The sequence below is a fragment of the Microcoleus sp. FACHB-831 genome (genome assembly GCF_014695585.1).
Classification (GTDB): Bacteria; Cyanobacteriota; Cyanobacteriia; order Cyanobacteriales; family FACHB-T130; genus FACHB-831.
In genome coordinates this window covers 28,023-49,960 of the sequence record NZ_JACJON010000029.1, presented here as the reverse complement: position 1 = coordinate 49,960, position 21,938 = coordinate 28,023, and the positions used below count along the sequence as shown (strand labels likewise).

The 21,938-nt window shown below is 46.6% G+C and carries 20 protein-coding genes; 10 read left to right on the top strand and 10 right to left on the bottom strand.

From position 1 onward, the window contains the following. Window positions 1-20 precede the first annotated feature (20 nt). From H6F77_RS05690 to H6F77_RS05680, 3 genes are all read right to left on the bottom strand, one after another. Window positions 21-596 (bottom strand): Uma2 family endonuclease, encoded by a 576-nt coding sequence (locus H6F77_RS05690; RefSeq protein WP_190486190.1) that lies wholly within the window; start codon window positions 594-596, stop codon window positions 21-23. Between the two features lie 154 nt (window positions 597-750). Next, the gene (locus tag H6F77_RS05685; protein WP_190486188.1) at window positions 751-1,524 is read right to left on the bottom strand and encodes an ABC transporter permease; all 774 of its coding nucleotides are present in this window, start codon (window positions 1,522-1,524) and stop codon (window positions 751-753) included. Further along, on the bottom strand, window positions 1,517-2,440 hold the full coding sequence (locus H6F77_RS05680; RefSeq protein WP_190486186.1) for an ABC transporter ATP-binding protein: 924 nt from the start codon (window positions 2,438-2,440) through the stop codon (window positions 1,517-1,519). The genes H6F77_RS05685 and H6F77_RS05680 overlap by 8 nt, the downstream gene beginning before the upstream one ends. A gap of 206 nt (window positions 2,441-2,646) precedes the next feature. Here H6F77_RS05680 and H6F77_RS05675 point away from each other — a divergent pair, with 206 nt between their 5' ends. Beyond that, the gene (locus tag H6F77_RS05675; RefSeq protein WP_190486184.1) at window positions 2,647-3,435 is read left to right on the top strand and encodes a DUF5131 family protein; all 789 of its coding nucleotides are present in this window, start codon (window positions 2,647-2,649) and stop codon (window positions 3,433-3,435) included. Here the strand turns inward: H6F77_RS05675 and H6F77_RS05670 are convergent. Then, window positions 3,413-4,531 carry a three-Cys-motif partner protein TcmP gene (locus H6F77_RS05670; RefSeq protein ID WP_190486182.1) on the bottom strand — a complete coding sequence of 373 codons (1,119 nt, stop codon included), beginning with the start codon at window positions 4,529-4,531 and terminating at the stop codon, window positions 3,413-3,415. The genes H6F77_RS05675 and H6F77_RS05670 overlap by 23 nt on opposite strands. 184 nt (window positions 4,532-4,715) lie before the next feature. Further along, complete coding sequence (locus tag H6F77_RS28255; protein ID WP_255515695.1) at window positions 4,716-4,850, bottom strand: hypothetical protein; 135 nt, start codon at window positions 4,848-4,850, stop codon at window positions 4,716-4,718. Window positions 4,851-4,862: 12 nt separating this feature from the next. On the opposite strand from H6F77_RS28255, the gene H6F77_RS05665 reads away from it, so the two are divergent. After that, window positions 4,863-6,068 carry an AI-2E family transporter gene (locus H6F77_RS05665; RefSeq protein WP_190486181.1) on the top strand — a complete coding sequence of 402 codons (1,206 nt, stop codon included), beginning with the start codon at window positions 4,863-4,865 and terminating at the stop codon, window positions 6,066-6,068. A 128-nt stretch (window positions 6,069-6,196) separates the two neighbouring features. On the opposite strand, the gene H6F77_RS05660 is transcribed toward H6F77_RS05665, so the two are convergent. The 4 genes from H6F77_RS05660 to btpA all read right to left on the bottom strand — a co-directional run bounded on the left by H6F77_RS05660 (window position 6,197) and on the right by btpA (window position 12,088). Beyond that, the gene (locus tag H6F77_RS05660) at window positions 6,197-7,306 is read right to left on the bottom strand and encodes an alpha/beta fold hydrolase (RefSeq protein WP_190486179.1); all 1,110 of its coding nucleotides are present in this window, start codon (window positions 7,304-7,306) and stop codon (window positions 6,197-6,199) included. Window positions 7,307-7,485: 179 nt separating this feature from the next. Next, window positions 7,486-9,648: a CHASE2 domain-containing protein gene (locus H6F77_RS05655; protein WP_190486177.1), complete on the bottom strand. Its 2,163-nt coding sequence runs from the start codon at window positions 9,646-9,648 to the stop codon at window positions 7,486-7,488. A 340-nt stretch (window positions 9,649-9,988) separates the two neighbouring features. Next, the gene (locus H6F77_RS05650) at window positions 9,989-10,963 is read right to left on the bottom strand and encodes a vitamin K epoxide reductase family protein (RefSeq protein WP_190486175.1); all 975 of its coding nucleotides are present in this window, start codon (window positions 10,961-10,963) and stop codon (window positions 9,989-9,991) included. 255 nt (window positions 10,964-11,218) lie between these two features. Next, window positions 11,219-12,088 carry a photosystem I biogenesis protein BtpA gene (btpA, locus tag H6F77_RS05645; RefSeq protein ID WP_190486259.1) on the bottom strand — a complete coding sequence of 290 codons (870 nt, stop codon included), beginning with the start codon at window positions 12,086-12,088 and terminating at the stop codon, window positions 11,219-11,221. A 402-nt stretch (window positions 12,089-12,490) separates the two neighbouring features. On the opposite strand from btpA, the gene rimO reads away from it, so the two are divergent. The 3 genes from rimO to thrC all read left to right on the top strand — a co-directional run bounded on the left by rimO (window position 12,491) and on the right by thrC (window position 16,732). Next, window positions 12,491-13,810, top strand: a complete 1,320-nt coding sequence (rimO, locus tag H6F77_RS05640; RefSeq protein WP_190486173.1) for a 30S ribosomal protein S12 methylthiotransferase RimO — start codon at window positions 12,491-12,493, stop codon at window positions 13,808-13,810. 112 nt (window positions 13,811-13,922) lie between these two features. Further along, window positions 13,923-15,362: a DEAD/DEAH box helicase gene (locus H6F77_RS05635; RefSeq protein WP_190486171.1), complete on the top strand. Its 1,440-nt coding sequence runs from the start codon at window positions 13,923-13,925 to the stop codon at window positions 15,360-15,362. A 272-nt stretch (window positions 15,363-15,634) separates the two neighbouring features. Then, complete coding sequence (gene thrC, locus H6F77_RS05630) at window positions 15,635-16,732, top strand: threonine synthase (protein ID WP_190486170.1); 1,098 nt, start codon at window positions 15,635-15,637, stop codon at window positions 16,730-16,732. Between the two features lie 54 nt (window positions 16,733-16,786). Here the strand turns inward: thrC and H6F77_RS05625 are convergent, their stop codons facing one another. Continuing rightward, window positions 16,787-17,230, bottom strand: a complete 444-nt coding sequence (locus H6F77_RS05625) for a hypothetical protein (protein WP_190486167.1) — start codon at window positions 17,228-17,230, stop codon at window positions 16,787-16,789. 104 nt (window positions 17,231-17,334) lie between these two features. On the opposite strand from H6F77_RS05625, the gene H6F77_RS05620 reads away from it, so the two are divergent. The 5 genes from H6F77_RS05620 (at window position 17,335) to H6F77_RS05600 (ending at window position 21,935) form a co-directional block, all read left to right on the top strand. Further along, window positions 17,335-18,252, top strand: coding sequence for a YihY/virulence factor BrkB family protein (locus tag H6F77_RS05620; RefSeq protein WP_190486166.1), 918 nt, complete (start codon window positions 17,335-17,337; stop codon window positions 18,250-18,252). A gap of 177 nt (window positions 18,253-18,429) precedes the next feature. Continuing rightward, complete coding sequence (locus H6F77_RS05615) at window positions 18,430-18,936, top strand: DUF4112 domain-containing protein (protein ID WP_190486164.1); 507 nt, start codon at window positions 18,430-18,432, stop codon at window positions 18,934-18,936. Continuing rightward, on the top strand, window positions 18,936-19,883 hold the full coding sequence (locus H6F77_RS05610; RefSeq protein WP_190486162.1) for an alpha/beta fold hydrolase: 948 nt from the start codon (window positions 18,936-18,938) through the stop codon (window positions 19,881-19,883). The genes H6F77_RS05615 and H6F77_RS05610 overlap by 1 nt, the downstream gene beginning before the upstream one ends. Before the next feature lie 494 nt (window positions 19,884-20,377). Next, window positions 20,378-21,409 carry a type 2 periplasmic-binding domain-containing protein gene (locus H6F77_RS05605; RefSeq protein ID WP_190486257.1) on the top strand — a complete coding sequence of 344 codons (1,032 nt, stop codon included), beginning with the start codon at window positions 20,378-20,380 and terminating at the stop codon, window positions 21,407-21,409. Between the two features lie 37 nt (window positions 21,410-21,446). Then, on the top strand, window positions 21,447-21,935 hold the full coding sequence (locus H6F77_RS05600; RefSeq protein WP_190486161.1) for a YbjN domain-containing protein: 489 nt from the start codon (window positions 21,447-21,449) through the stop codon (window positions 21,933-21,935). Window positions 21,936-21,938: the final 3 nt, after the last annotated feature.

Genomic DNA, 21,938 nt, shown 5'->3' with positions numbered 1-21,938 from the left:
GGGTTTCCCTACCGCGCTTTTTAGCTAATTCCTAAAACGTCTTCATATAGCGATGCGATCGCACAATTAAAATCAATGCTATCCAAGCGAACTTCTTCCCCTTCCGCGTAGGGATACAAAACCCAAAGCCCCTCAGAATTGCGACGGAAACAGTCTACTCTTATCCGGTCTTGACTGATTAGCACATATTCTCGCAAAGTCTCTAACGTTCGGTAGTCAGCAAATTTCTCACCTCTATCGAAAGCTGCCGTCGAGGGAGACAAAACTTCAACGATTAAGCGCGGGTAGCGAATAAAGTAGTCTTCAAGAGTGCTATTATCCCGTTCATCACAACTCACCATTGCATCGGGATAATAAAAGGTATTGACTTGCTCGATATGAACTTTCACGTTTCCCGTATAGGCACGGCATCCACTACCCCGAACATGGTTTCTCAACAGCGTTAACACATTCAGGGAAATGATGTCATGGGCTTTGCTTGTCCCAGCCATGCCATAGATTTCCCCTCGAATATATTCGTGCTTGATTGGGCTTATTGTCTCACCTTCTAAATAGTCTTCTGGGGAGACGTAAGTATAGCTTTTGCTAACAGTCATGGGCGATCGCTCCTTAGTAATACTTCTAGTTTAGGCGATCGCCAGGACTTCCCTTACCGCACTTTTTAGCTAATTACTAAAACCTCTTAATATAGCGATGCGATCGCGCAATTAAAATTGCCGCTATTAAATTCACGCGATCGCTCTTATTCAATTAATATCCACCCAGCATTCCTCGCCGTTTTGCCTCGCGTTCCGCAAAACAGAAAATAAATAACCCCAGTCCAAAATATCCAACTCCATTCAGCAAAGCAAAACTAAAATCAACAAAGTCCAAACCTTCCCCTCGCGCCATTAAATCGCGCAGCAATCCCGCACCCCCAGTCATTGGCAGCAGCCATCTTATTATTTGTAGCGAACCAGTCCAAGTTTCAGTAGGAGTTGCCATCAAAAACAACAAAGCAAACTGAAATATTCCCAACAACTGCTGGACTCGCTTGAACAACAGCGCCAAAGAACCCATGATAAATGATAGACCGTAAGCCCCCAGCAATATAGTCAGCAGGGGAAGAAATAGCGACGGGGGAAATTGCAAGCGGCTGCCAGTCAGACCCATAATAATTAGCAGAATAGCCAGGATGAGAATCAATTGCCGCACCAGACTGGCTAAAGTCCGCATAATAAACACTAGCGGCGCACCAAAAGGCGAGAGAAATAGTTGTTCTAGAGTGCCAGTCTGAGCCTCGCTTTGCAATCCGCCAGCAATATCCAACAGAATGAAAGTCACCAAACTCCAAAGCACATAGCCGATGACAATCGCATCGAGTCGGTCGCCAAGCTGCAACGATGGGCCAGCAATGTAACGGACGCTAAGAAACAGCCCGTAAAAGAAAGAAGTGGTAATTATGACTCCCGCGATCGCCTCAATCGGGTAGCGAATAAACTGAATCCACCCACGCCGAAATTCAGCGAGAAACAACTCAAACATTACTTCCTTCTCGCACTAATTTCAAGAATATTTCTGTTAGGTCAGCAGAGTCTTTTTTAACCTGTATTAAAGGTAAAGGTTTGAGTACCTCAAACACTTGATATAACCCTTCCGAACTACCCATATAAACAACTTTATCAGCCTGAATTTCTGCACCAATGGCGTGCAGCGCCTTAACCCGTACTTGGTCGAGTTCGCCTTCTACATCAATGGTGTACGCAGTGCCGGAAAACTGGCGGATCAAATCGCGAGTCGATGAAGAGGCAATAATTTCGCCTTTTTGGATAATCGCCACTCGATCTGAGAGTTCCTCGGCGATGTCCAATTGGTGTGTAGTCAGGAGGATGGCGCAACCTTCAGCAGCGATCGCGCGTACCAAAGCTTTGACGTGCTGAGTCGCTTCTACATCCAGACCCAAAGTTGGCTCATCTAAGAGTAACAACTTGGGTTCGTGAATTAAAGCAACAGCGATCGCTAGCTTTTGCTGCATCCCCCGCGATAGCGTCTGAACTGGTGTGCGACGTTTCGATACAAGGTCAAATCGCTCTAAAAGCACCTTACCGCGCCGTCGCGCTTCTCGACCAGTTAAGCCCTTCAAAACTCCAAAATATTCCAGATTCTCTTCTGGAGTCAGCCGCCAGTAGAGGTTGCGATTGCCTTCCAATACCGCACCCAGCAATTGCAAAGCTTGTGGGTTGCGGTGGGGGTCTAGTCCTGCAATGCGAACCCTACCAGCATCCGGTCTAATTAGACCCGCGATCGTTTTAATAGTAGTGGTCTTGCCTGCACCGTTAGGGCCAAGAAAAGCCAGCACTTCACCCGTTGCTAGGGTTAGGGAGACGGAACGCACGGCTTCAACAAGCTTTCCACCGTAGCGATAAGTTTTTCTGAGGTTATCAACCTCTAGTGCTTTCATGCCAGCTTTATTACCAAGGACTATTAATTAGTGTAAAGCTCCACAGATTGGTGTCGCTGGGACAAGACTGTGTGTGGCGATCTCCTCCTTGTCAATGTTGTTTCCGGTTATGGAGGAACCTGGAAACATTATATAGTACAATTGTACTATATAATGTTAGTAACACTAAACGTAAAACCAATCACACCGAGTGGTAGAGTCAAGGTATGGCTAGCACTAAGACTGGTATAGAATGGACTGACAGAACCTGGAACCCCACAACGGGCTGCAACAAAGTTAGTCCAGGTTGCACACACTGCTATGCTGAAGCACTCACGAAGCGTTTCAGAAAAAATTTTCCCCAGGGATTTGACTTGACGTTGCACCCAGAACGATTAGAAGATCCCAAGCGTTGGCGTACTCCAAGTCGCATCTTCGTCAACTCAATGAGCGACCTCTTCCACGAAAACGTGCCTATTTCATTCCTCAAGGAAGTCTTTGAGGTGATGCGTCAAACCCCAAGGCATGTGTATCAAATCTTGACCAAACGGCATGAGCGTCTACTTGAACTAACTCCTCAACTGGACTGGCCTGAAAATGTTTGGATGGGTGTGTCTGTTGAGAATCAGCAATATGTTCACCGCGTTGATTACTTGCGACAAGTACCTGCAACTGTAAGATTTCTATCATGCGAACCGCTTTTAGGTTCTTTGCAACTTGATCTAACAGACATTCATTGGGTAATTGTTGGGGGGGAGTCTGGACAAAAACACCGTCCTATGCAACTAGAGTGGGTGCAGAACATCCATAACCAGTGTCAGGCGGAGGGAGTTGCATTTTTCTTCAAGCAGGTTGGCGGTAGAACACCCAAAGCTGGAGGGCGGCTTTTGGATGGGCAAATCTGGGATGAGATGCCAAAAGCCTGGGAGCAACACTTTCAGCAGTGGGGGAACGTCGCTGTGAAATCTCCGCGCCAACTGGGTAAATCCAGTCTTACTGCTTCAGTGGGAAGGTGATTTTTACTGTTTTGGCAAGTGTATTCTTCCTTCGCTGATTAGCAGGTGGATCTGCCATAATTTTTCCCTGAGACTCTAGTTTTAGCAGAACTTCCCTGTAATTTTTCTCGATATAGCGCTTTCCAACGTGGTGTCGATTGTAGACCTCTACCCTAGCCATTGTCTGCCCTGCATATTCATCAAGTAACATATCTGCAAGAGCGTCCAGTGGTCGTGAAAGCTCGAAAAGTAATGGTTGATATATAGTAGCCGGGTTGTACTCAAAAGATGGCACATTTTGTTCTGTAATAGAGCTTTCTTTTGCCATAATATCTTTCATAATTGAATAACCAAGCACATTCTTAGAAACGAAAATTAGGTGATGGCTAGTACGGTTGCCGTCAGCATTTTTAAAGCGAAATGGTAAAGGATAAGTGCCGCCTATTTCTTTGAGAGCTTGGCAAATAGACTCTACAATAGTTAACTCACGCTCATAAGGCTGCATTGGTTGGAGTTGTTCTCGAAGAGTATCAGCACGTTCTTTGCCGAAGAGAGAGTTCATGTGTTCTTCCACAGCTGTGTTATGCAATCCCATATTGATCCGGTTGTAGTTAAAGAAAAATATGCAATCACATCCCCAGCTCATTATTAATGAGCCGATGAGCCTGAGCGACAACCCTTTGTAACCCCAAGGATCTATAAAAAAGAGTGTAGGAACAAGCCTAATTTTTTCAAATTCCTCGACAAGTTCTTCTCCAACCGCTTTGTTTTCAACTACTGGTCTGTTCCTCAAGCTGCCGATATTGGGGAGGGAGTCTATTGCCTGTTGAAGCGACTGAGTGTTGTTTGAGTCTACATCGTTAAAGAGGGTTAGTAACATTTCTCGCATATCTGCATCGCGAATCGCACGCTCCAAGATAAGTAAAGGTGTAGACTTAGATCCATCTTTGTAACGACCTGGGCCAGAAAATAAATCAATATAGGCAATATTTTTTTGACTCTTTTTCTTTGCCTGCGGAATAATGACTTTTGCCCAGGCCCAAAAGTATTTAGCAACTATTTCAGCTTTGACTAAGGATTGTTCTCTGGATTCATCGAAGAAAGAACTGCCAGTCATAATGATCCTGAAGAAAAAAATGTGGAATCACTTGCCCATTAATCCTACTACTCCTCTTTTTGTTTACCATAACCTCTCTCCCAGCCTGCTTAATTTTTATTCATATGTCATAGTAAAGCTCTTGTCAGCAGGCAGCTTTACGTATAAATACTGTGTCTGCCGATTGCTCTTATGCTTTCAATTCTCAGACATAAAAGCGATCGCCGTCCCCAGAAATCGAAAGGATATCTCTTTGGATAGAAGAAAACTGAGTAAATCTAGACAATAGCTCTACAGCTCTAGAGTTCGGGATAATAGCTACTATGACTGCTTCTTTCATTGAGATGGTTTCATGCTTAGTTCTGGGCCAAAAACACCCAAAAATCGCCTCCTGAGCTGGTGGGAATCCCTAACTCCACTATCGCGTTTGCTGGCGATCGCCCTGGCAGCACCGCTGACAGTGTTGAATGCTTGGGCTTTCTCTGAAATTTTCGGTTATTTTGAATCGCTGTCCGCCACCGTCTTGGTAGCATCCCTGCTAGCTTTTCTGCTGAACTATCCCGTCAGCTGGTTAGAGGCAAGGGGAACCCAACGCGAGCCAGCGGCGATCCTGGTTTTTTTGGTAGCCCTCTTGCTCTTAGTGGGGCTAGGGGTGACGTTACTGCCACTGGCTCTGACTCAAGCACAACAGCTATATTCTCGTTTGCCCGAATGGTTAGACTCCGGGCAACGTCAGTTAGTAATGCTCGATGAACGCATCGATACTATGGGTTGGCCCATTAGCCTCGATGCCTTCATAGCCCAAATTAATGACCGACTCAAAGGGCAACTGCAAACCATTGCCTCGCAAGCCCTAAATCTAACCGTGAATCTGGCAGTGTTTACCGTTGCCAAGTTAGTGGACGTGCTGTTAACCGTAATTTCTACGTTTTATTTGATCCAGCACGGTCGTGACGTGTGGAGCAGCTTAATTGAGTGGCTCCCTGCTAAAATTCAGCAGCCCTTCTCTAATACTCTGCGGTTGAGCTTCCAAAACTACTTTATTGGGCAGCTCATTATAGCTATCTGTATGGGCGTCGGGTTAATTTCCCTGTTTGTGCTGCTGAAAGTGCCCTTCGGTCTGCTGTTTGGCTTAACCATTGGAGCAATGGCACTAATACCCTTCGGCGGTACTGTTGGGATTGCCCTCGTCACCCTACTGGTGGCACTGCGAGACATTGGCTCGGCATTGCAAGTGCTAGCTGTGGCATTGGTCGTGCAGCAAATTGTCGAGAATTTGATCGCCCCCAGAGTCTTGGGCAGCGTCACGGGATTAAATCCCTTCTGGGTGTTTATTTCCCTCCTGACTGGCGCACGGGTAGGGGGATTGTTGGGGGTAGTTGTGGCAGTGCCAACCGCCGTTGTGATCAAAGAAGCCTTGGAAGTAGTGCGCGAGGCTAGAGCAGCCGGGGATACTACACAAAAAGACCCTCATCTAACAACAGAGTCGGTCATCTCAGTCAAAGATTTACCTCAAGAAAACACAGACAAAGAGACTTCTACCACTCAACTGTTTTAGTAGTATTGCTAGCTTAATTAAAGCTAGATATTCCTCTTTGCCATTTTCCGCAGTTTCACTCAGCGCTATATTTAGTCGGATTTAGCACCAACCTCGCCTTGGGCTAAATTTATAACACCTTTGCTGAATTACAATATTTCAGTACAAAAAGCGCTCACAGCTTCAGAAAACTGCTGGTTTCTCTCCATCAAACTCATGTGTCCAGCAGGCTGTAAGGTTATGAGTTCGGCATTAGGCAATTCCGCTTTCATGCGAACCCCCGTCGGAGGCAGAACCGCTATATCTGAAGCCCCCGTGACGACCAGACAGGGAATATTAATCGTTCTCAAAGTGTCAGTTTCTTCTAATTTGAACATACCCAACGTGCCCCTAGCGAGAACACCAGGCGAACCCAAAGCTGATAATAAAGACGAAAATTCTAATTGACCGCGTGTTTCCTTACCAGTAAACCCAGATAATTCTACGTTAACGTGCAGCAAACCATTTAAGTAACTCAACCAAGTCATCAACCACAAGAAAGGTGACAGCACAATAGCTAAGTACAGCAAAGGTTCAAGGAGGGGTTTTTGCAACTTGCGTAATATATTGCTGCCAATACAAGTTTTTACCGGATTGGTGTAAGTGGTATCTACAAGGATTAAACCAGCTACTTTCCGACCTAAATGTTCTGGGAACAAGCGACAAAATGTTAGCCCGATCATGCCGCCCATACTATGACCGAGTAAAACAACAGGTTTATCGCCTGCGATCGCAACAACGGCTTCAAGATCTCTAGCATATTTTTCTAGGGAGTAGTCTTTGTTTTTCGGCCTAGTGGATTTTCCCAATCCCGGCATATCCCAAACAATAATTCGGAAGCGATCGCTCAACTGTCGCTTGGCGTAATACCATACTGTACTGTTAGGCCCCCAACCGTGCGACAAAATAATCGGTTGTCCATCTTCGGGGCCATAAAACTCCACCTGAATGACGCTACCATCAGGTCTTTCTACCCGCTTTACAGTCTTGCTACGCATTAGCTTAGGTTCGTCAGTACCCCCGCGACGAAAAAGGGGCAAACTGATAAAACGACCGCCCAAAGACCACAAAACCATCGCCACTCCGCCTACCAAATAGGACGTTTCCGCCAGTTCGCCTGTGTACCACTCATAAAGGATATAAATACCCCCGCCGAGTATGCCGCTGGACAGCAGTCCAACCAACCATACAAACAGGAAATTGAAGGGCATGAAAACCATGATATGAAACCTTTGGAAATTATCTTTACAATTTATTTAACAAAGCTATAACCAGGTTATACCATTTTGTATTTCTACCCGAATTGAAGTATAAATTTGATAGATTTCGTATTAAATAAATAAATTTACAAGCCTAATCCCGATTTTATTTAAGCGTTAAACATAACAATGCAATAATTTTAACTATGAAGATGGTAAAATTGATTGCGGCCTAATTGCTTCGCACGATACATGGCCGAGTCCGCATTCTTCATTAAAGTATCCATATTCTCGCCATCGAGAGGATAGATGCTAATACCAATACTTACACTGATATAAATACTATGTCCTTCTAGGATAAAAACCTTAGCCAGCGTCCTGACAATTTTTTCTGCAACTATTGCGGCATCTTCCGGTTTTGGAATTCCTGGAAGAATCACGGTAAACTCATCGCCGCCTAACCGCGAAACTGTATCGCTACCGCGCAAGCAACCAGTTAGCCTCTTGGCAACTACTTTAAGCAAAAGGTCGCCCATATCATGACCACGAGTGTCATTAACATCTTTAAAACCATCTAGATCGAGAAACAGCAACGCCACCAGTTGTTTATTGCTAGCAGCCCATTCGATAGACTGAATAATGCTTTCGTGGAAGTGTTTGCGATTGGGTAGACCTGTGAGCTGATCGTGGTAAGCGAGATAACGCAACCGATCTTCTGAAATTTTTAATTCTGTGTTAGAACGGATTAACTCTTCTGCTGTTCTCTTCAGATCTTCTTCCATCCGCTTGCGTTCTGTCATGTCGCGGATAACGCCGACAAGGAAGAGATTACCAGCAGAGTCTTTATGGAGCGATCGCTTAGTAGCTATTACATGAGTATTTCCCCACGCATCTGTAAATTCTTCCTCGTTTTCCTGTTCTTCACCACTTCTAAAAACTAGCTCATTTTGCTGTCTAAAAACATCAGCTTCGTGTTTAGGAAAAACATCATAATCTGACTTATCAATTAACTCTGCATAAGCATAGCCGATAAATTTACAATAAGCTCTGTTCAAGATAATCCAGTGATGTTCTCTGTCTTTAACAAAAATTGGATCGGCTATAGTATTAATAACTTTTTGCAAAAACTCTTTAGAGCGTTTCCCCTCCTCCTCCAAATGAGCTAGATAACCCATAATTGCAATACCCGAACCAGCTAGAGCAATAGTGGGAGGGACGAGGGGTATCCACCAACCAAAAATGAACGCGGCGTAAGAACCGATAACCAGCACAGTACCGACCAAAAGGATACTAAAAGCCGACTTTCTAGGGAAACGACAACGCCAACTGAGGCTAGCACCAAGCCACGACCAAGCCCAAATCCACAATGCTTCTGTTAGTTCAGGCCAAATATTAATTAAGGGTCGTCCGTCAAGTGCTGCGCTCAAGATTTGAGAGACAAAATGAGCATGCAATTCAACGCCAGACATAGGCTGGACGACTTGGATGAGGTTGCTAGTACTAGGAGTGTAGAAAAAATCCTTGAGGCTGGGTGCAGTTGAACCAATCAGAACAATGCGATCGCGTATCAAATTTGCGTCCACATTCCCTGCCAAAACATCTGTCAACGACACTGTACGAAAACCACCATTTCGGCGAAAGTTTGCCAAAACCTGGTAGCCGCTGCTATCAGCACGCACATAAGCGCCGTCATTTGGTTTAAAGGCTCTAAAAACGGCTTTACCCAACTGCAAATACTTCGGATTAACCCGCGCCGCTTTGGGAGTAATTCCTTCTGCTTTTAGATAAATCGAAGCCAGCTTGAGTGCCAAACTTGTATGCGTTTTGCCATTTACGTGCCAATACAGCAAACTGCGGCGCACCTTGTTATCGGCATCGATCACCACATTATTAAACCCGATCTGTTTCAGCTCGTTCAATACAGGCGGTGGTGGAACATCTATGCTTTCTGTATTCTTAATTAGCTCAATTCCAACTACATTAGGGATGGATTTAGAAGCCTTAACGAATTCATCATGACCAGGTTGAACTGGCAGATCGCGATAAATGTCTAACCCGATGGCTCTAGGCTTGAAAGTATCTAATTTATTCAGCAGTTCAGCCATGACTCCATCGGGAATCGGCCATTTTTTTATCTTCTTTAGATCGGTTTCATTAATCTCGACAATAACTATCCGCTCATCAATTTTTTCTAGGGGACGCAGACGAAAAACCTGGTCAACCGCTGCCCACTCTGCTAACTGCAACAGCCCAGCCATTCGCAGTATAATTACGCAGCCTGCAACGCCTGAAGCAGTAATTAGCACTCTGCGCTCTTGCTGCACCCATTGCTTCAATCTTGCCCATAAATTTTCTTTTGGCATTTGCCCAGGCTGCACGCTTATGTTAACCTTAGATTTTATAAATGAGCGTGATTTAGCTCTCTTTAATGTGTCTAAATTGTCCGCTCCAATCAGCCATTTTGTTTACTAACAGACTTCATCATACAAATTGCTACTTGCTCTCAGCTCAGCCCTGAGTGCGATACATTGTTTAGAATTTTATGTTACAAGTTTAGGCTGGCTTCTAAACAACAGAAGTTATCTGTAAAACAACAGGCGATACTCGCAGGCTCGTTCGCTTCGCTACGCAAGAAAGAGTTAGGAGTCACAAAATTTTTACTCATCATAACTCCTAACCCTATTCTCTACCCCTATGTCAAAGTTAACGATTAGAAAGTGAATACTGGAAGTTGCGCGAGCCTTGGTAACCGGATAATTCAGCCAGTGTCTCCGGAGCTTCGACACCAGGATCTAATTTACCGTTGATTTCCCAAGTAGGATAGCTTTGAACGCCAGCCTGACGACAGGCGTCTGACTGCTTCTGCGGAATTTTGGCGTCAGCACACTCTATGTAAACGATCTGCTTAAAGGCATCTTTACCAAAAAGCTCCTTTTGCTCGTGGCAGTGAGGGCACCAGTAAGCACCGTACATCTTGGCTCCAGTCTGTTTTAAATGAGCGGCCAGAGCTATTTCTGACTCTCCAGATGTGGTGGTAATTGGCCAGCCTACTCCAGGTGTGGGATCGCCCGATATAGGCGGTATCTGGCTCTTGCCGACGGGTGCATTAGCGCTGGCATAAATGCCCAGAGTGGCAATAAGCGCTACCATTCCGACAACAATCCCAGTGAATAATAATTGCCCTAAATCTTCCCAAGCACGGCCTATTAGTGTTAGTACAAGCAGGCTCAAAGAGAAGAAAGCAGAGGCGAAGCAATAGAGACAGAAAGATTTGATTTGAAACGCCAGCAGATACATCAAGTAGCCGCTGAAGATGGTCATTGATGTAGCACCAGCAAACAGCAGCAGCCATGTCCAGTTTTCTAAATTGGCACGCAGTTGTTTGTTGTTTTCTGACTTGATAACCAAAGGAGCTAAGGCGAAAGCTGCCATGCTTATATAGGCCAGAAGCCCAAATAAGGATAGAGGCAAACCAAAAACGGTGGCGTATTTGCTCGAAAGGACATCATTGCAACTGGAACCTCCCGATGATGCAGCACTGGCTAGGCAGGCAGCTGTGCCTCCGGTTAGCTTAACAATGGTTAGATAAGCTGTTAACAAGGCACCTGCGATCGCGATCGCGCCTATTATCTGTCGAGACCAGCGTTGAATCCAGGGAGTAGAACGTCGGCGGCTCATAATCGTTTTGAGTGTTAAATTTTGAATTTTGAGTTGTAGGTGCGGATTTAGCTAGATATCTTCCATTGTGTACGGGCTTTTGCAGTGCAATGATTTAAATGCTTGTCTCGCTACCACAGTAGCAGGATGCTAGAAGCCAGCCCTACAATTATCCCTACTACATTTTTACTCAACTCATCTGCACGCTTTTGAGTTTGGAGTTCAAGATTGAGCTGAAACTTCTTTATTCAAAATTCAACATTCACTTCCTTGGCGCTAATTCCTAACTCCTGACTCCTGACTCCTAAGTGCTTGTTCGGACACAGGTTGAGGGTTTGCCAACGCTTCTAGAGAACGTCGCGTGGCTTCCACAAATGTATGTACGCGAATTGGATCGATTGGTTGCTCAATTCGCCCGTGTCGCTTGAGAGAACTAGAAACAATTACTCCGTCTGCCGCCTGCATGAGGGTAGAAATATTTTCCCAGCTGGCACCGCTGCCGATAAAAACAGGCGTGCCTCTAGCAGCAGCAGTGGCTAGCTCCAAGTCTTCCAACGTTGGGGGGCTACCCGTTGCCCAGCCCGATAGAATTACTCCATCTGCCAAGCCCCGCTCTATTGTCTCTTGCACGGCTGTGGTCAGGTTGGGGGAACCCAGAGGTCTGGCGTGTTTTACCAAGACATCTGCCAAAATTTTGACATCGCTGCCCAGTTCCCGGCGGTAGCGTAGGAGTTGATGAGCTTGTCCCTCAATCAGTCCTTGATCTGTTGCCATAATCCCCGTGAGGACGTTGACGCGGATAAAGGAAGCTCTGACGCAGGTGGCGATCGCTAGAGCGCTTTGGGCATCATTTCGCAATACATTTATCCCCACTGGCAGCGTCACCAGATTCATCAGCCGCTGTACAACCAGCGTCATGGCACTTACTACAGCGGGATCTACTCGATCCTTACTAAACGGCGCATCGAAGAAATTTTCAATAATCATTCCATCTACGCCACCCGCCGCCAGCGCCGCCGCCTCCTGTTCAGCTCTGTCGATTACTGCTTTCAGGCTACCTCCCCAACGGGGGGAAGTTGGCAGCGGTAGTAAATGAACTACACCAATGATGGGATTTTTTGTGTTGAAGATTTTATTTAAGTCCACGTCTGTCCCCGTCGGACTCAGCAGCAAAGTCGATTAACCCAGTTTTTGCGCCGAGCATATCCTAAAAATAGAGCGATCGCGCTTTTAGTCCAATTTCTCACTCTACCAGTAATCCCCTCCACTGCAACTGTCTTGGGTCGTACTTGGCCTGAATTCTTTATCCTTGACTCATCTTAAGAGGATCTATCCCAAGGTAGGATAACTTCGGCCTAAAAAATAAAGTTTTGTTGAGATGGTTAATTTTGCGCTACTATGATCCTTGCATCTCAACTGCGTGAGGGGCGATTGACAGTCCCCCGCTACGAGCGCGGGTCATAAATATTAGCCTGCGACTTAGGCCATTAACACCGTTTCACCAGCTGAGGTCACTTAATTTGAGCAAATCACTTTATATACTATTGCATGGGCACAAAGCCAACCGTTGCGATTTCCCACTTGGGATGCGAGAAAAACCGTATTGACACCGAACATATGCTAGGTCTGCTGGTAGAAGCAGGCTACCAGGTCGATTCTGATGAAGAATTGGCAGATTATGTTATAGTTAATACGTGTAGTTTTATTGAGGCCGCAAGGGCAGAGTCCGTCCGTACCCTGGTAGAACTGGCGGAAGCAGATAAAAAAATAGTCATTACCGGGTGTATGGCGCAGCACTTCCAGGATCAGCTGCTAGAAGAAATACCAGAAGCAGTAGCTTTGGTAGGAACAGGCGACTATAATAAAATCGTCGATGTGATTCAACGGGTAGAAGCCGGAGAGCGGGTAAAGCAAGTTTCAGCTGAACCGACCTACATTGCCGATGAAACGACGCCGCGATACCGAACAACTTCAGAGGCGGTAGCTTACCTGCGGGTGGCAGAGGGATGTGATTACAAATGTGCCTTCTGTATCATCCCAATGCTAAGAGGCAAACAGCGCTCCCGCTCCATAGAATCCATAGTGACAGAAGCCCAGCATCTGGCAGATGAAGGCGTCCAAGAGCTAATATTAATCTCCCAGATAACAACAAACTACGGCCTCGACCTGTACGGTGAACCAAAACTGGCAGAACTACTAAAGGCGCTGGGAAAAGTAGATATCCCTTGGATTCGGATGCACTACGCATATCCCACCGGCCTTACTCCCAGAGTCATCGAAGCAATGCAGGAGACGCAAAATGTATTACCATATCTAGACTTACCCCTACAACACTCTCATCCAGAAATTCTCCGCGCTATGAATCGGCCCTGGCAGGGGCAGGTAAACGACGAGATTATTTACAGGATAAAGACAGCGCTGCCCGATGCGATCCTGCGAACCACCTTTATTGTGGGATTCCCAGGGGAAACAGATGAACATTTTGAACACCTGCTGCAATTCGTTCAGCGCCACGAGTTCGACCATGTAGGAGTATTCACCTTCTCTCCAGAAGAAGAAACCCCTTCGTACAAATTGCCTAATCAGCTACCCCAAGAAGTCATGGACTGGCGCCGGGACGCCCTGATGCAAGTCCAACAACCAATCTCGCTGAAGAAAAATCAAGCCGAGGTAGGTAAAGTCACGGAAGTGTTGATCGAGCAAGAACATCCGGAGACAGGAGAATTGCTGGGACGCTCAGCGCGGTTTGCCCCAGAGGTGGATGGCTGGGTTTACGTGCAAGGACAAGCCACTCTGGGGTCGATAGTCCCGGTAGAGATTACTAGGGCAGACATTTACGACCTCTACGGTCATGTAGCGGCGAATTAGATATCGCTTCGATATGCCCCCACGTCAGCAGTCATATTTTCCAAGCCAAAGAGCAATGACTGATGACAAACAAATTTTTTGACCACTGACCATAAACAACGAACAAATACTTATGACCCTTTCGTTCAATAGCCTGGGCCTTTCTGAAGCTCGCGTTAGCCAGCTAGAAAAGTTAGGTCTCACAATCCCTACTCAAATTCAAGCCCAAGCGATTCCACATCTGCTGGCTGGACGCGATGTAGTGGGGAAATCACAAACAGGAACAGGCAAAACAGCCGCTTTCTCCCTGCCAATTTTGGAGCAGATAGATGTTAAAAAGCCTGCTGTTCAAGCCCTAATTCTGACGCCCACGCGGGAACTAGCCCAACAAGTAAACGAAGCTATCCGTAGCTTCAGCGACGATCGCCGATTGGGAATATTGACTATATATGGCGGTCAATCTATCGAGCGGCAAATGCAGCGCCTGAGACAGGGCGTTCAGATTGTAGTGGGAACGCCCGGACGAGTGATAGATTTGCTCGATCGCAAGAGTCTCAATCTCGATCAAGTAAACTGGCTGGTACTGGATGAAGCCGATGAAATGTTGAGCATGGGCTTTATCGATGATGTAGAGAAAATCCTCAGCCAAGTGCCACCAGAGCGGCAAACGGCTTTTTTCTCGGCAACCATGCCGCGCTCGATTCAGGAGTTGATCGCCAAGTTCCTGCGATCGCCCGTCACAGTTACAGTCGAACAACCCAAAGCGGCTCCATCTCAGATTAACCAGGTCATCTACCAAGTGCCTCGCGGTTGGACAAAATCACGAGCCTTGCAACCCATCCTGGAACTGGAAGACCCCGAATCAGCCCTGATATTCGTGCGGACGCGACGCACTGCTGCGGAACTGACCAACCAACTGCAAGCATCAGGCCACAGCGTAGACGAGTATCACGGCGATCTCAATCAACAAGCACGGGAACGGCTGTTGATGCGCTTCCGCCAACACCAAGTACGCTGGGTTGTCGCTACCGATATTGCAGCACGGGGTTTGGATGTTGACCACCTAACCCACGTAATCAACTACGACTTGCCCGATAGCGTGGAAAGCTACATCCACCGGATTGGCCGCACGGGTCGCGCTGGAAAGACAGGAACAGCAATTTCCCTGATTCAACCAATGGATCGGCGCAAGTTGCAGATGATTGAGCGCCGAGTTCGCCAAATGCTGAAAGTGCGTACAATCCCAACCCGCGCCCAAATTGAAGCGCGGTGGTTGGAGAAACTAGAAGCGGAAGTGCGCGAAGCTTTAACTGGCGAGCGTATGGCATCATTCTTGCCGATCGTGCGCGAGTTGAGCGAGGAATACGATCCTCACGCGATCGCCGCGGCAGCTTTACAAATGGTGTATGACCAAACTCGCCCAGCCTGGATGCAAACCGACTGGGAACCCACAGCCGAAGAAACGGCGGGCGGCAACAAGCCGAAGCCGATCAAGCGAGTCATTACCACCAAGCCGACTTTTCAGGACACCAACGAAGATCGGGGAATCAAAAAGATAGAAGCCAGAAATTAGTGGTTATTTAGGGGCTAGTTTACCCTGCCCCTAAAGGCAAATTTGTCACTCCACTAATTTGGCTAAATTCAAATCTGTGAAATTCGCAGATTTGAATTTCTTTATGTGGCAACCTTGAAATTAGAGAAATTCTCTGATTTCAAGGTTGCCTCTCCCGCCTGGGTTAGTTTCTTTCTCTTGCTCCGTGCCTCACAAAGTATGAAGTATGAAGTCTAAAGTTTAAAAACAATGTTTATACTTCATAATCTATAATTCATAATTTGCTTGTCCTTATGCCTTCTGCGCCCTCTATTCCTCTGGCTCCCTCTCGCTCTCAGTCTTGGCCCGGTTTAATCGAAGCATACCGTAGCTATCTACCAGTGACGGAAACAACACCAGTTGTAACGTTGCTCGAAGGTAACACCCCCCTGATACCAGTTCCGGCGATCGCGCAAATAATTGGTAAAGGGGTGCGCGTGTTTGTAAAATACGATGGCCTCAACCCGACTGGTAGCTTTAAAGATCGGGGGATGACTATGGCGATTTCCAAAGCTAAGGAAGCTGGAGCAAAAGCAGTCATCTGTGCCAGTACGGGCAATACTTCAGCAGCAGCAGCAGCTTACGCCAGACGCGGCGGAATGCGAGCGTTTGTCCTCATTCCCGATGGATATGTGGCGCTGGGTAAGTTGGCGCAAGCGTTGCTTTACGGAGCAGAAGTTCTAGCTATTAGGGGTAATTTTGACCAAGCGCTAGAAATCGTGCGGGAAATGGCGGAAAGTTATCCGGTGACGCTGGTTAACTCTGTAAATCCCTATCGGTTGGAGGGACAAAAGACGGCTGCGTTTGAAATTGTGGACGCAATGGGGAACGCTCCCGATTGGCTGTGCATACCTGTGGGTAATGCCGGAAATATAACAGCATACTGGATGGGATTTTGTCAATACCATCAAGAAGGGAAATGCGATCGCTTGCCCCGGATGATGGGATTTCAAGCGGCGGGTGCAGCGCCGTTAGTTAGCGGGATTGCAGTACCGCATCCAGAGACATTGGCGACAGCGATTCGGATTGGAAATCCGGCGAATTGGGAGAAAGCGATCGCTACTCAACACGCAAGTCAGGGACAGTTCGCACCAGTCACCGATGAAGAAATTTTAGAAGCTTATAGACTGTTAGCATCTCAAGAAGGTGTTTTCTGCGAACCTGCTAGTGCGGCTTCTGTCGCGGGTTTGCTGAAGGTAAAAGACCAAGTTCCTACAGGTGCTACTGTCGTTTGCGTCCTTACTGGGAATGGTTTGAAAGACCCAGATACCGCAATTAAACATAGCCAAAATACATTTAAGCAGGGCGTTGAGCCAACGCTTGAAGCAGTGGCTAGCGCGATGGGATTTTAGGTAATGGGTAATGGGTAATTAGTGATGGGAAAAACCTTCCCTAGTCCCCATTACTTACTTTTGCTTATCTCTGGCAAGCTTATCGATAGTATCGCCGATTACGGTAGTTAAACTTTTGCGAGTTTGAGCGTGGCTAGCTTGTTCGGCTTTTAAGGCATCGAGCAAGCGATCGCGCTCAAACATTACAGAAGTTAATTTTGCTTTTAATTGCTCGATGTTTTGTAGCTGTCCAATTTCTTGCTGAATCGCTTGCACAGCCGTAGGATCGTCCGGTGAAGCGTGCGGCGAATCCTGGAGCTGCCTAATTTGCGCTTTAAGCGTTTGAATTTGTTGCTGGGCAAGCTTGGCTTCAGTGCGGCGTTGCTGTGCTTCAGTAGTGTAAAGCTGACGCCAGTTAGCCTCAGCAGCAAGAGCCGCAGCGCGATCGCGCTCTAATTCTGTCATCTGCTGCTTAAGCGCCCGGATTTCCGCCAACCACTGCGTTAGTTCGTTGCTCATATAGTTATTATTTTTGAGTAGTTAGTCGATAGCAGCGATCAAAAGTGAGCTAGTAGCGGCGCGATCGCTATACTAGAGCAAACCTGACCGACTTACTTTACCTGATGCGATCGCCCCGCTTTGTCCGTTTTTTTCAACACCTCAACTGGGCAACCCTAAAGACAATTTTCCAGCAGGCTGGCCAACGGCGGTTAATGGGCTTATCTGCTGAAATGGCCTACAACGCCATGTTAGCGTTGTTTCCAGCGATTTTAGCGGTTCTTACTGCCATCGGTTTATTTCAGTCTCCAAAATCGGCCTTTGAAGGAATCGCCGCTAAACTGAGCGAGGTTGCACCCCAAGAAGTGCTGTTTTTAATTGAAGGTTTTGTCCAAGAAATCAGCCTATCGCACAATCAAGGGCTGTTCTCCATCAGCTTTATTGCCGCTATCTGGGCATCCTCTGGGGCGCTGAGTGCGGCGATGACTGCTCTCGACCAAATCCATGAAATTCCCCAATCACAGGTGCGACCGTTTTGGAAAGCTAAGTTAGTCTCTCTCGCCCTAACGATTGGCACGATTGTCTTACTGATTACAGCTTCATTTGTGGTATTTATCAGCGACCTGATCGTGCAACTCCTGGTTCGCGAAAGTGGGTTTTGGGAAGTATTGAGCTTTTGGCGTCTTTTAAGCTGGCCCCTAGCTTTGGGAATTGTTTCAATCGCCAGTGGCTTTGTCTATCGCTACGGGCCAAGTCGTTGGGTTCCTGGTACGCCAATTATGCCAGGAGCAATTTTGGCGGCGGTGTTGTGGGCGATAGTATCAGCTGGCTTTAGGCTTTATGTTGCCAACTTCGGCAATTACAACAGAGCTTATGGCGCTGTGGGTGCTGTAATCGTTTTAATGTTGTGGTTGTACGTTACTTCTTTGGTACTTCTGATTGGCGACCAATTAAATGTTACGGTGGGAGATACAATGCGACACAAAACTAAGGGTAAAAAAGAAGCTTCTAAACCCATAGAGATAACAAAATCAACAGACTAAAAATACATAAGGTACCTGTTTTCTGAGAATCTGTAATAGTAGAGATAAGAAGCGGCTTTAAAATCGCTAGTCTATGTTTAACAACTGCTGCGGGGTTTGAACAAGCTACCGGGCACTTGGCCGAATCCTGCTTTTTAGTGCAAATTGCCCATAAAAACTAATACCTACTTGGTTGCAATGTCCCAGTCTAGTCCCCAGCCATCTCCCCAACCAGCAGAAGCCAAGGCAGCTAGGCTGGATCGCCTCCGCAAGCTTAGTCATTTGTTGGATAACGCGATCGCCATTCCCGGTACTAACTATCGGGTTGGACTTGACCCCCTGTTGGGAATGCTGCCCATTGCTGGCGATTACCTGGGAAGTGCGTTTTCAGCATATATTGTCCTCGAAGCGGCGTTGATGGGCTTACCTCGACAAAGCTTGCTCAGAATGGTGTTGAATATCATCTTCGAGACCATAGCAGGCGCCGTACCCATCGTGGGAGATATTTTTGACGTGACTTGGAAAGCCAATGCCAGAAATATGGCTATGCTGGAAACTCACATGGCTTCTCCTCAAGCGAGTGAAAAGGCAGATTGGTGGTTCCTCGCCATGCTGTTCGGTGGGTTGATGCTGGTGGTGACTTTAATGACAGCCATCGGCGTGATTATTCTTACTTTGCTTTGGCGACTCATAAGCGGCGGCTGATGTTTAGATCTGATTGGTGGCAAGAGACATTTCCCAAAGGGCGTCAAACAATTACAATTACCGACGCCTGGGGATACCCCGCAAGAATTGCTTACGGCGAAAAAGGTACGGGTAAACCGTTATTTTTGGTGCATGGAGTAGCGAGTTGGAGTTACCGGTGGCGTCACTCTATTAATGCGTTATCCCAACAGTTTCGAGTAATTTGTTTTGATGCAAAGGGAGGCGGTTTTTCCGAAAAGCCTAGCTATGAAGAAAAACCAGGTCATCAAGTTGTTGAGTTGGCGCGGATAATCCAGGCATTGTGCGATGAACCTGCTATTGTGGTGGCAGAATCACTAGGGGCGCTGGTGGCGATGGCTGCGGCTGAGGAATATCCAGAATTATTCGCCAGATTAGTATTGATCAACGTACCGATTTTTCCACAAAAACTGCCATTTTGGGGTATGCAATTGTTGGCAGATGTGCCCCTCGATCTGATTCGGATTGTGGATAATTTGCGGCTGGCACAATTATTTGCACCATTGGTTAGGGAAGTTGTGGCGTTAGGGCGTGGTGAGATTGTTGTAGATCCGACACAGATAACAGCAGAAGACGTGTATTGGATTACTTATCCATACATTGAAATGCAAAATACTTTAACGAAAACTAGCGAAAATTTTCAACACGCGGCGCGTGAAATTAAGCGTTTGGTAGATAATGAACCGAATCTTATTCGCAAGGTGCAAGATAATTTAAGCGCGATCGCTTGTCCTACTTTAATTTTATGGGGCGACCAAGATAAATGGTTTCCTGTCAGCGATGGCGAGAAACTACAGACACGCTTACCCAATTCTAAGTTAAAGGTTATTCCAAATTGCGGACACGATGCGGCGGCGAATAGTCCAGATGCAGTTAATGCAGCAATAATTGAGTTTTTGGACGATACAGATAAAGCCAAGTTAGGCTAAACCTAGCCATGAAGCGATCGCACTTTCCACGCTGGAAAATAGCGATCGCATCCACTAATTCAATTTCTAAAATAATTAAAGCAGCGGTTGCGATAGCAGCATCGCGGCGTTTTTATCTAAGATAGATTGTAAATACGAAATATCTTTTAGAAACAAACTTGAGATAAAGTTATTAAACAGATTGAATTATCTGGATAAAATTCTCAATTTTATTGCTACACATAGAAATTAAATCTTCACTGATGCTTACAAGAACCTTTCCAAGTTTAATCAGACCTGCGGATGGGTAAGATACCGTTATTTCTAGGCTGTCCAAGTTACCATTAAACAAAATATAGATAATTGGCCTCTTGGTTTAGTAATAATTGACATATTTACCTCTATTGATTTGGCTCATATTCTAACCTTGCAGCGATCGCCTCCCCAGAAGCGGCTCCTTTATGACATCCGGATCGTGCGATAATAATCAGTCTGTCTTAGCGCGATCGCTCCCAATGCCTCCAGTCCCCGAAACTCCCGAAGATCTCGCCGCTGCTTTATCTGAACCAGCCGATCTAGATTTCCAACTCCCCGACCCCGAAGATGAAGAGATTCCAGAGCTAGAATTTCAGCAGCAGCTAGATAACGCTTGGCTGGTATGCGATCGCTTCGACTTGCAAACGGAAATCTGGCGGGGTCGCATTCTTCGCGTTGTCCGCGACAGAGAGAAAAAAGGCGGCGAAGGTCGCGGTACTGGCTTTCTCAACTGGCTAAAAGAACGCGAAATTACCAAAAGTCAGGCTTATTCCCTAATCCAGCTAGCCAATAGCGCCGATACTCTCTTAGAAGACGGACAGCTTGAACCCAGCGCTATTCGCAGCTTTAGCAAACGCGCCTTCATCGAAACATCCAAATCATCCCCAGAAATACAACAGCTAGTAACAGACGCAGCTAACAAAGGCGATCGCATCACCAGGCGCGAAGTCCGCCAACTCGCCGACGAGTGGATGGCGATGAGTTCCGACTTACTACCAGAAGAAGTTAAGGAAAAAGCAGCTAACGGGTCAGTACCCACCCGTTATCTTGCTCCCCTAGTGCGCGAGATGGAAAAATTACCAGAATCCCATCAAACTGCATTACAAGAAGAAATCGCCGGAAGCCCAGACGTAGATACTGTCAAACAACTTACCTCAAACGCCCGCAGCTTATCTAAGTATCTCGACGCCGCCGCGCAAGTGCAAGCCATCAATCAAACTTCCCTAGATGTAGAAATGGCGCTAGAGGAAGCGCTGCGAGTTGGCTGTCTCAACACCACCGCCGACTTAGTACGCCAAGCCTCTCAACTAGAACAGACTATCGCCAAACTCTACACCACTTGGAAGCGAGTGGGCAGTCTGGCAGATAGACTGTATGTGGACACTGGCGCAAGTACGCCCAACCTGCGATCGCTGCTTACCGCCCTAGAACGTATCTCCGGCGAAGTCATCGAACTGCAACTCGATGAAGAAGGCGAACGCACAGTTCGCCTCCGAGTCCTCTCAGAGTAAGATCGTTTCGGTTGCGTTCCCCAAAATAGAGGATTTTATGACAACACAACAGGAATATTCAGAAACTACTTCCACCTTAAGCGAAGAACAAGTCAACGACCTTATCGAAGAAGCAACCAGCAGGAACTACATAGATGTAATTCAAACTGTCATCGCTGGTATGGATAAGGATGATAGCGCGATGGTTAGTCAAACCGATAGCGGTCATCTGTGGAAGTTTAAATACGGTAGTGTAGAGGTTTTTGTACAACTCACTGGTTTGACCGATGACGACACCCTAACTGTTTGGTCGTTTGTTCTGCAACTACCTGCAAAGAATGAGCCGCAATTAATGCGGAAGCTTCTAGAAATGAACGGTACTCAAACTCTAGAATCTCGTTTCTGCATCATCAACAACCAGGTAATGGTGCTATCTACTCGCACCTTAGCAGAACTTTCTGCTGGCGAAATTTCCCGCATCATGACTATTGTGGCGACTATTGCTGATAATAACGATGAAACTCTACAAGCTGAATTTGGACAATAGGCG

Bases quoted from the DNA above. Each gene is read 5' to 3' on its own strand.
- H6F77_RS05690 (WP_190486190.1), bottom strand. From the start codon at position 596: ATGACTGTTAGCAAAAGCTATACTTACGTCTCCCCAGAAGACTATTTA.
- H6F77_RS05685 (WP_190486188.1), bottom strand. From the start codon at position 1,524: ATGTTTGAGTTGTTTCTCGCTGAATTTCGGCGTGGGTGGATTCAGTTT.
- H6F77_RS05680 (WP_190486186.1), bottom strand. From the start codon at position 2,440: ATGAAAGCACTAGAGGTTGATAACCTCAGAAAAACTTATCGCTACGGT.
- H6F77_RS05675 (WP_190486184.1), top strand. From the start codon at position 2,647: ATGGCTAGCACTAAGACTGGTATAGAATGGACTGACAGAACCTGGAAC.
- H6F77_RS05670 (WP_190486182.1), bottom strand. From the start codon at position 4,531: ATGACTGGCAGTTCTTTCTTCGATGAATCCAGAGAACAATCCTTAGTC.
- H6F77_RS28255 (WP_255515695.1), bottom strand. From the start codon at position 4,850: ATGAAAGAAGCAGTCATAGTAGCTATTATCCCGAACTCTAGAGCTGTA.
- H6F77_RS05665 (WP_190486181.1), top strand. From the start codon at position 4,863: ATGCTTAGTTCTGGGCCAAAAACACCCAAAAATCGCCTCCTGAGCTGG.
- H6F77_RS05660 (WP_190486179.1), bottom strand. From the start codon at position 7,306: ATGGTTTTCATGCCCTTCAATTTCCTGTTTGTATGGTTGGTTGGACTG.
- H6F77_RS05655 (WP_190486177.1), bottom strand. From the start codon at position 9,648: ATGCCAAAAGAAAATTTATGGGCAAGATTGAAGCAATGGGTGCAGCAA.
- H6F77_RS05650 (WP_190486175.1), bottom strand. From the start codon at position 10,963: ATGAGCCGCCGACGTTCTACTCCCTGGATTCAACGCTGGTCTCGACAG.
- rimO (WP_190486173.1), top strand. From the start codon at position 12,491: ATGGGCACAAAGCCAACCGTTGCGATTTCCCACTTGGGATGCGAGAAA.
- H6F77_RS05635 (WP_190486171.1), top strand. From the start codon at position 13,923: ATGACCCTTTCGTTCAATAGCCTGGGCCTTTCTGAAGCTCGCGTTAGC.
- thrC (WP_190486170.1), top strand. From the start codon at position 15,635: ATGCCTTCTGCGCCCTCTATTCCTCTGGCTCCCTCTCGCTCTCAGTCT.
- H6F77_RS05625 (WP_190486167.1), bottom strand. From the start codon at position 17,230: ATGAGCAACGAACTAACGCAGTGGTTGGCGGAAATCCGGGCGCTTAAG.
- H6F77_RS05620 (WP_190486166.1), top strand. From the start codon at position 17,335: ATGCGATCGCCCCGCTTTGTCCGTTTTTTTCAACACCTCAACTGGGCA.
- H6F77_RS05615 (WP_190486164.1), top strand. From the start codon at position 18,430: ATGTCCCAGTCTAGTCCCCAGCCATCTCCCCAACCAGCAGAAGCCAAG.
- H6F77_RS05610 (WP_190486162.1), top strand. From the start codon at position 18,936: ATGTTTAGATCTGATTGGTGGCAAGAGACATTTCCCAAAGGGCGTCAA.
- H6F77_RS05605 (WP_190486257.1), top strand. From the start codon at position 20,378: ATGCCTCCAGTCCCCGAAACTCCCGAAGATCTCGCCGCTGCTTTATCT.
- H6F77_RS05600 (WP_190486161.1), top strand. From the start codon at position 21,447: ATGACAACACAACAGGAATATTCAGAAACTACTTCCACCTTAAGCGAA.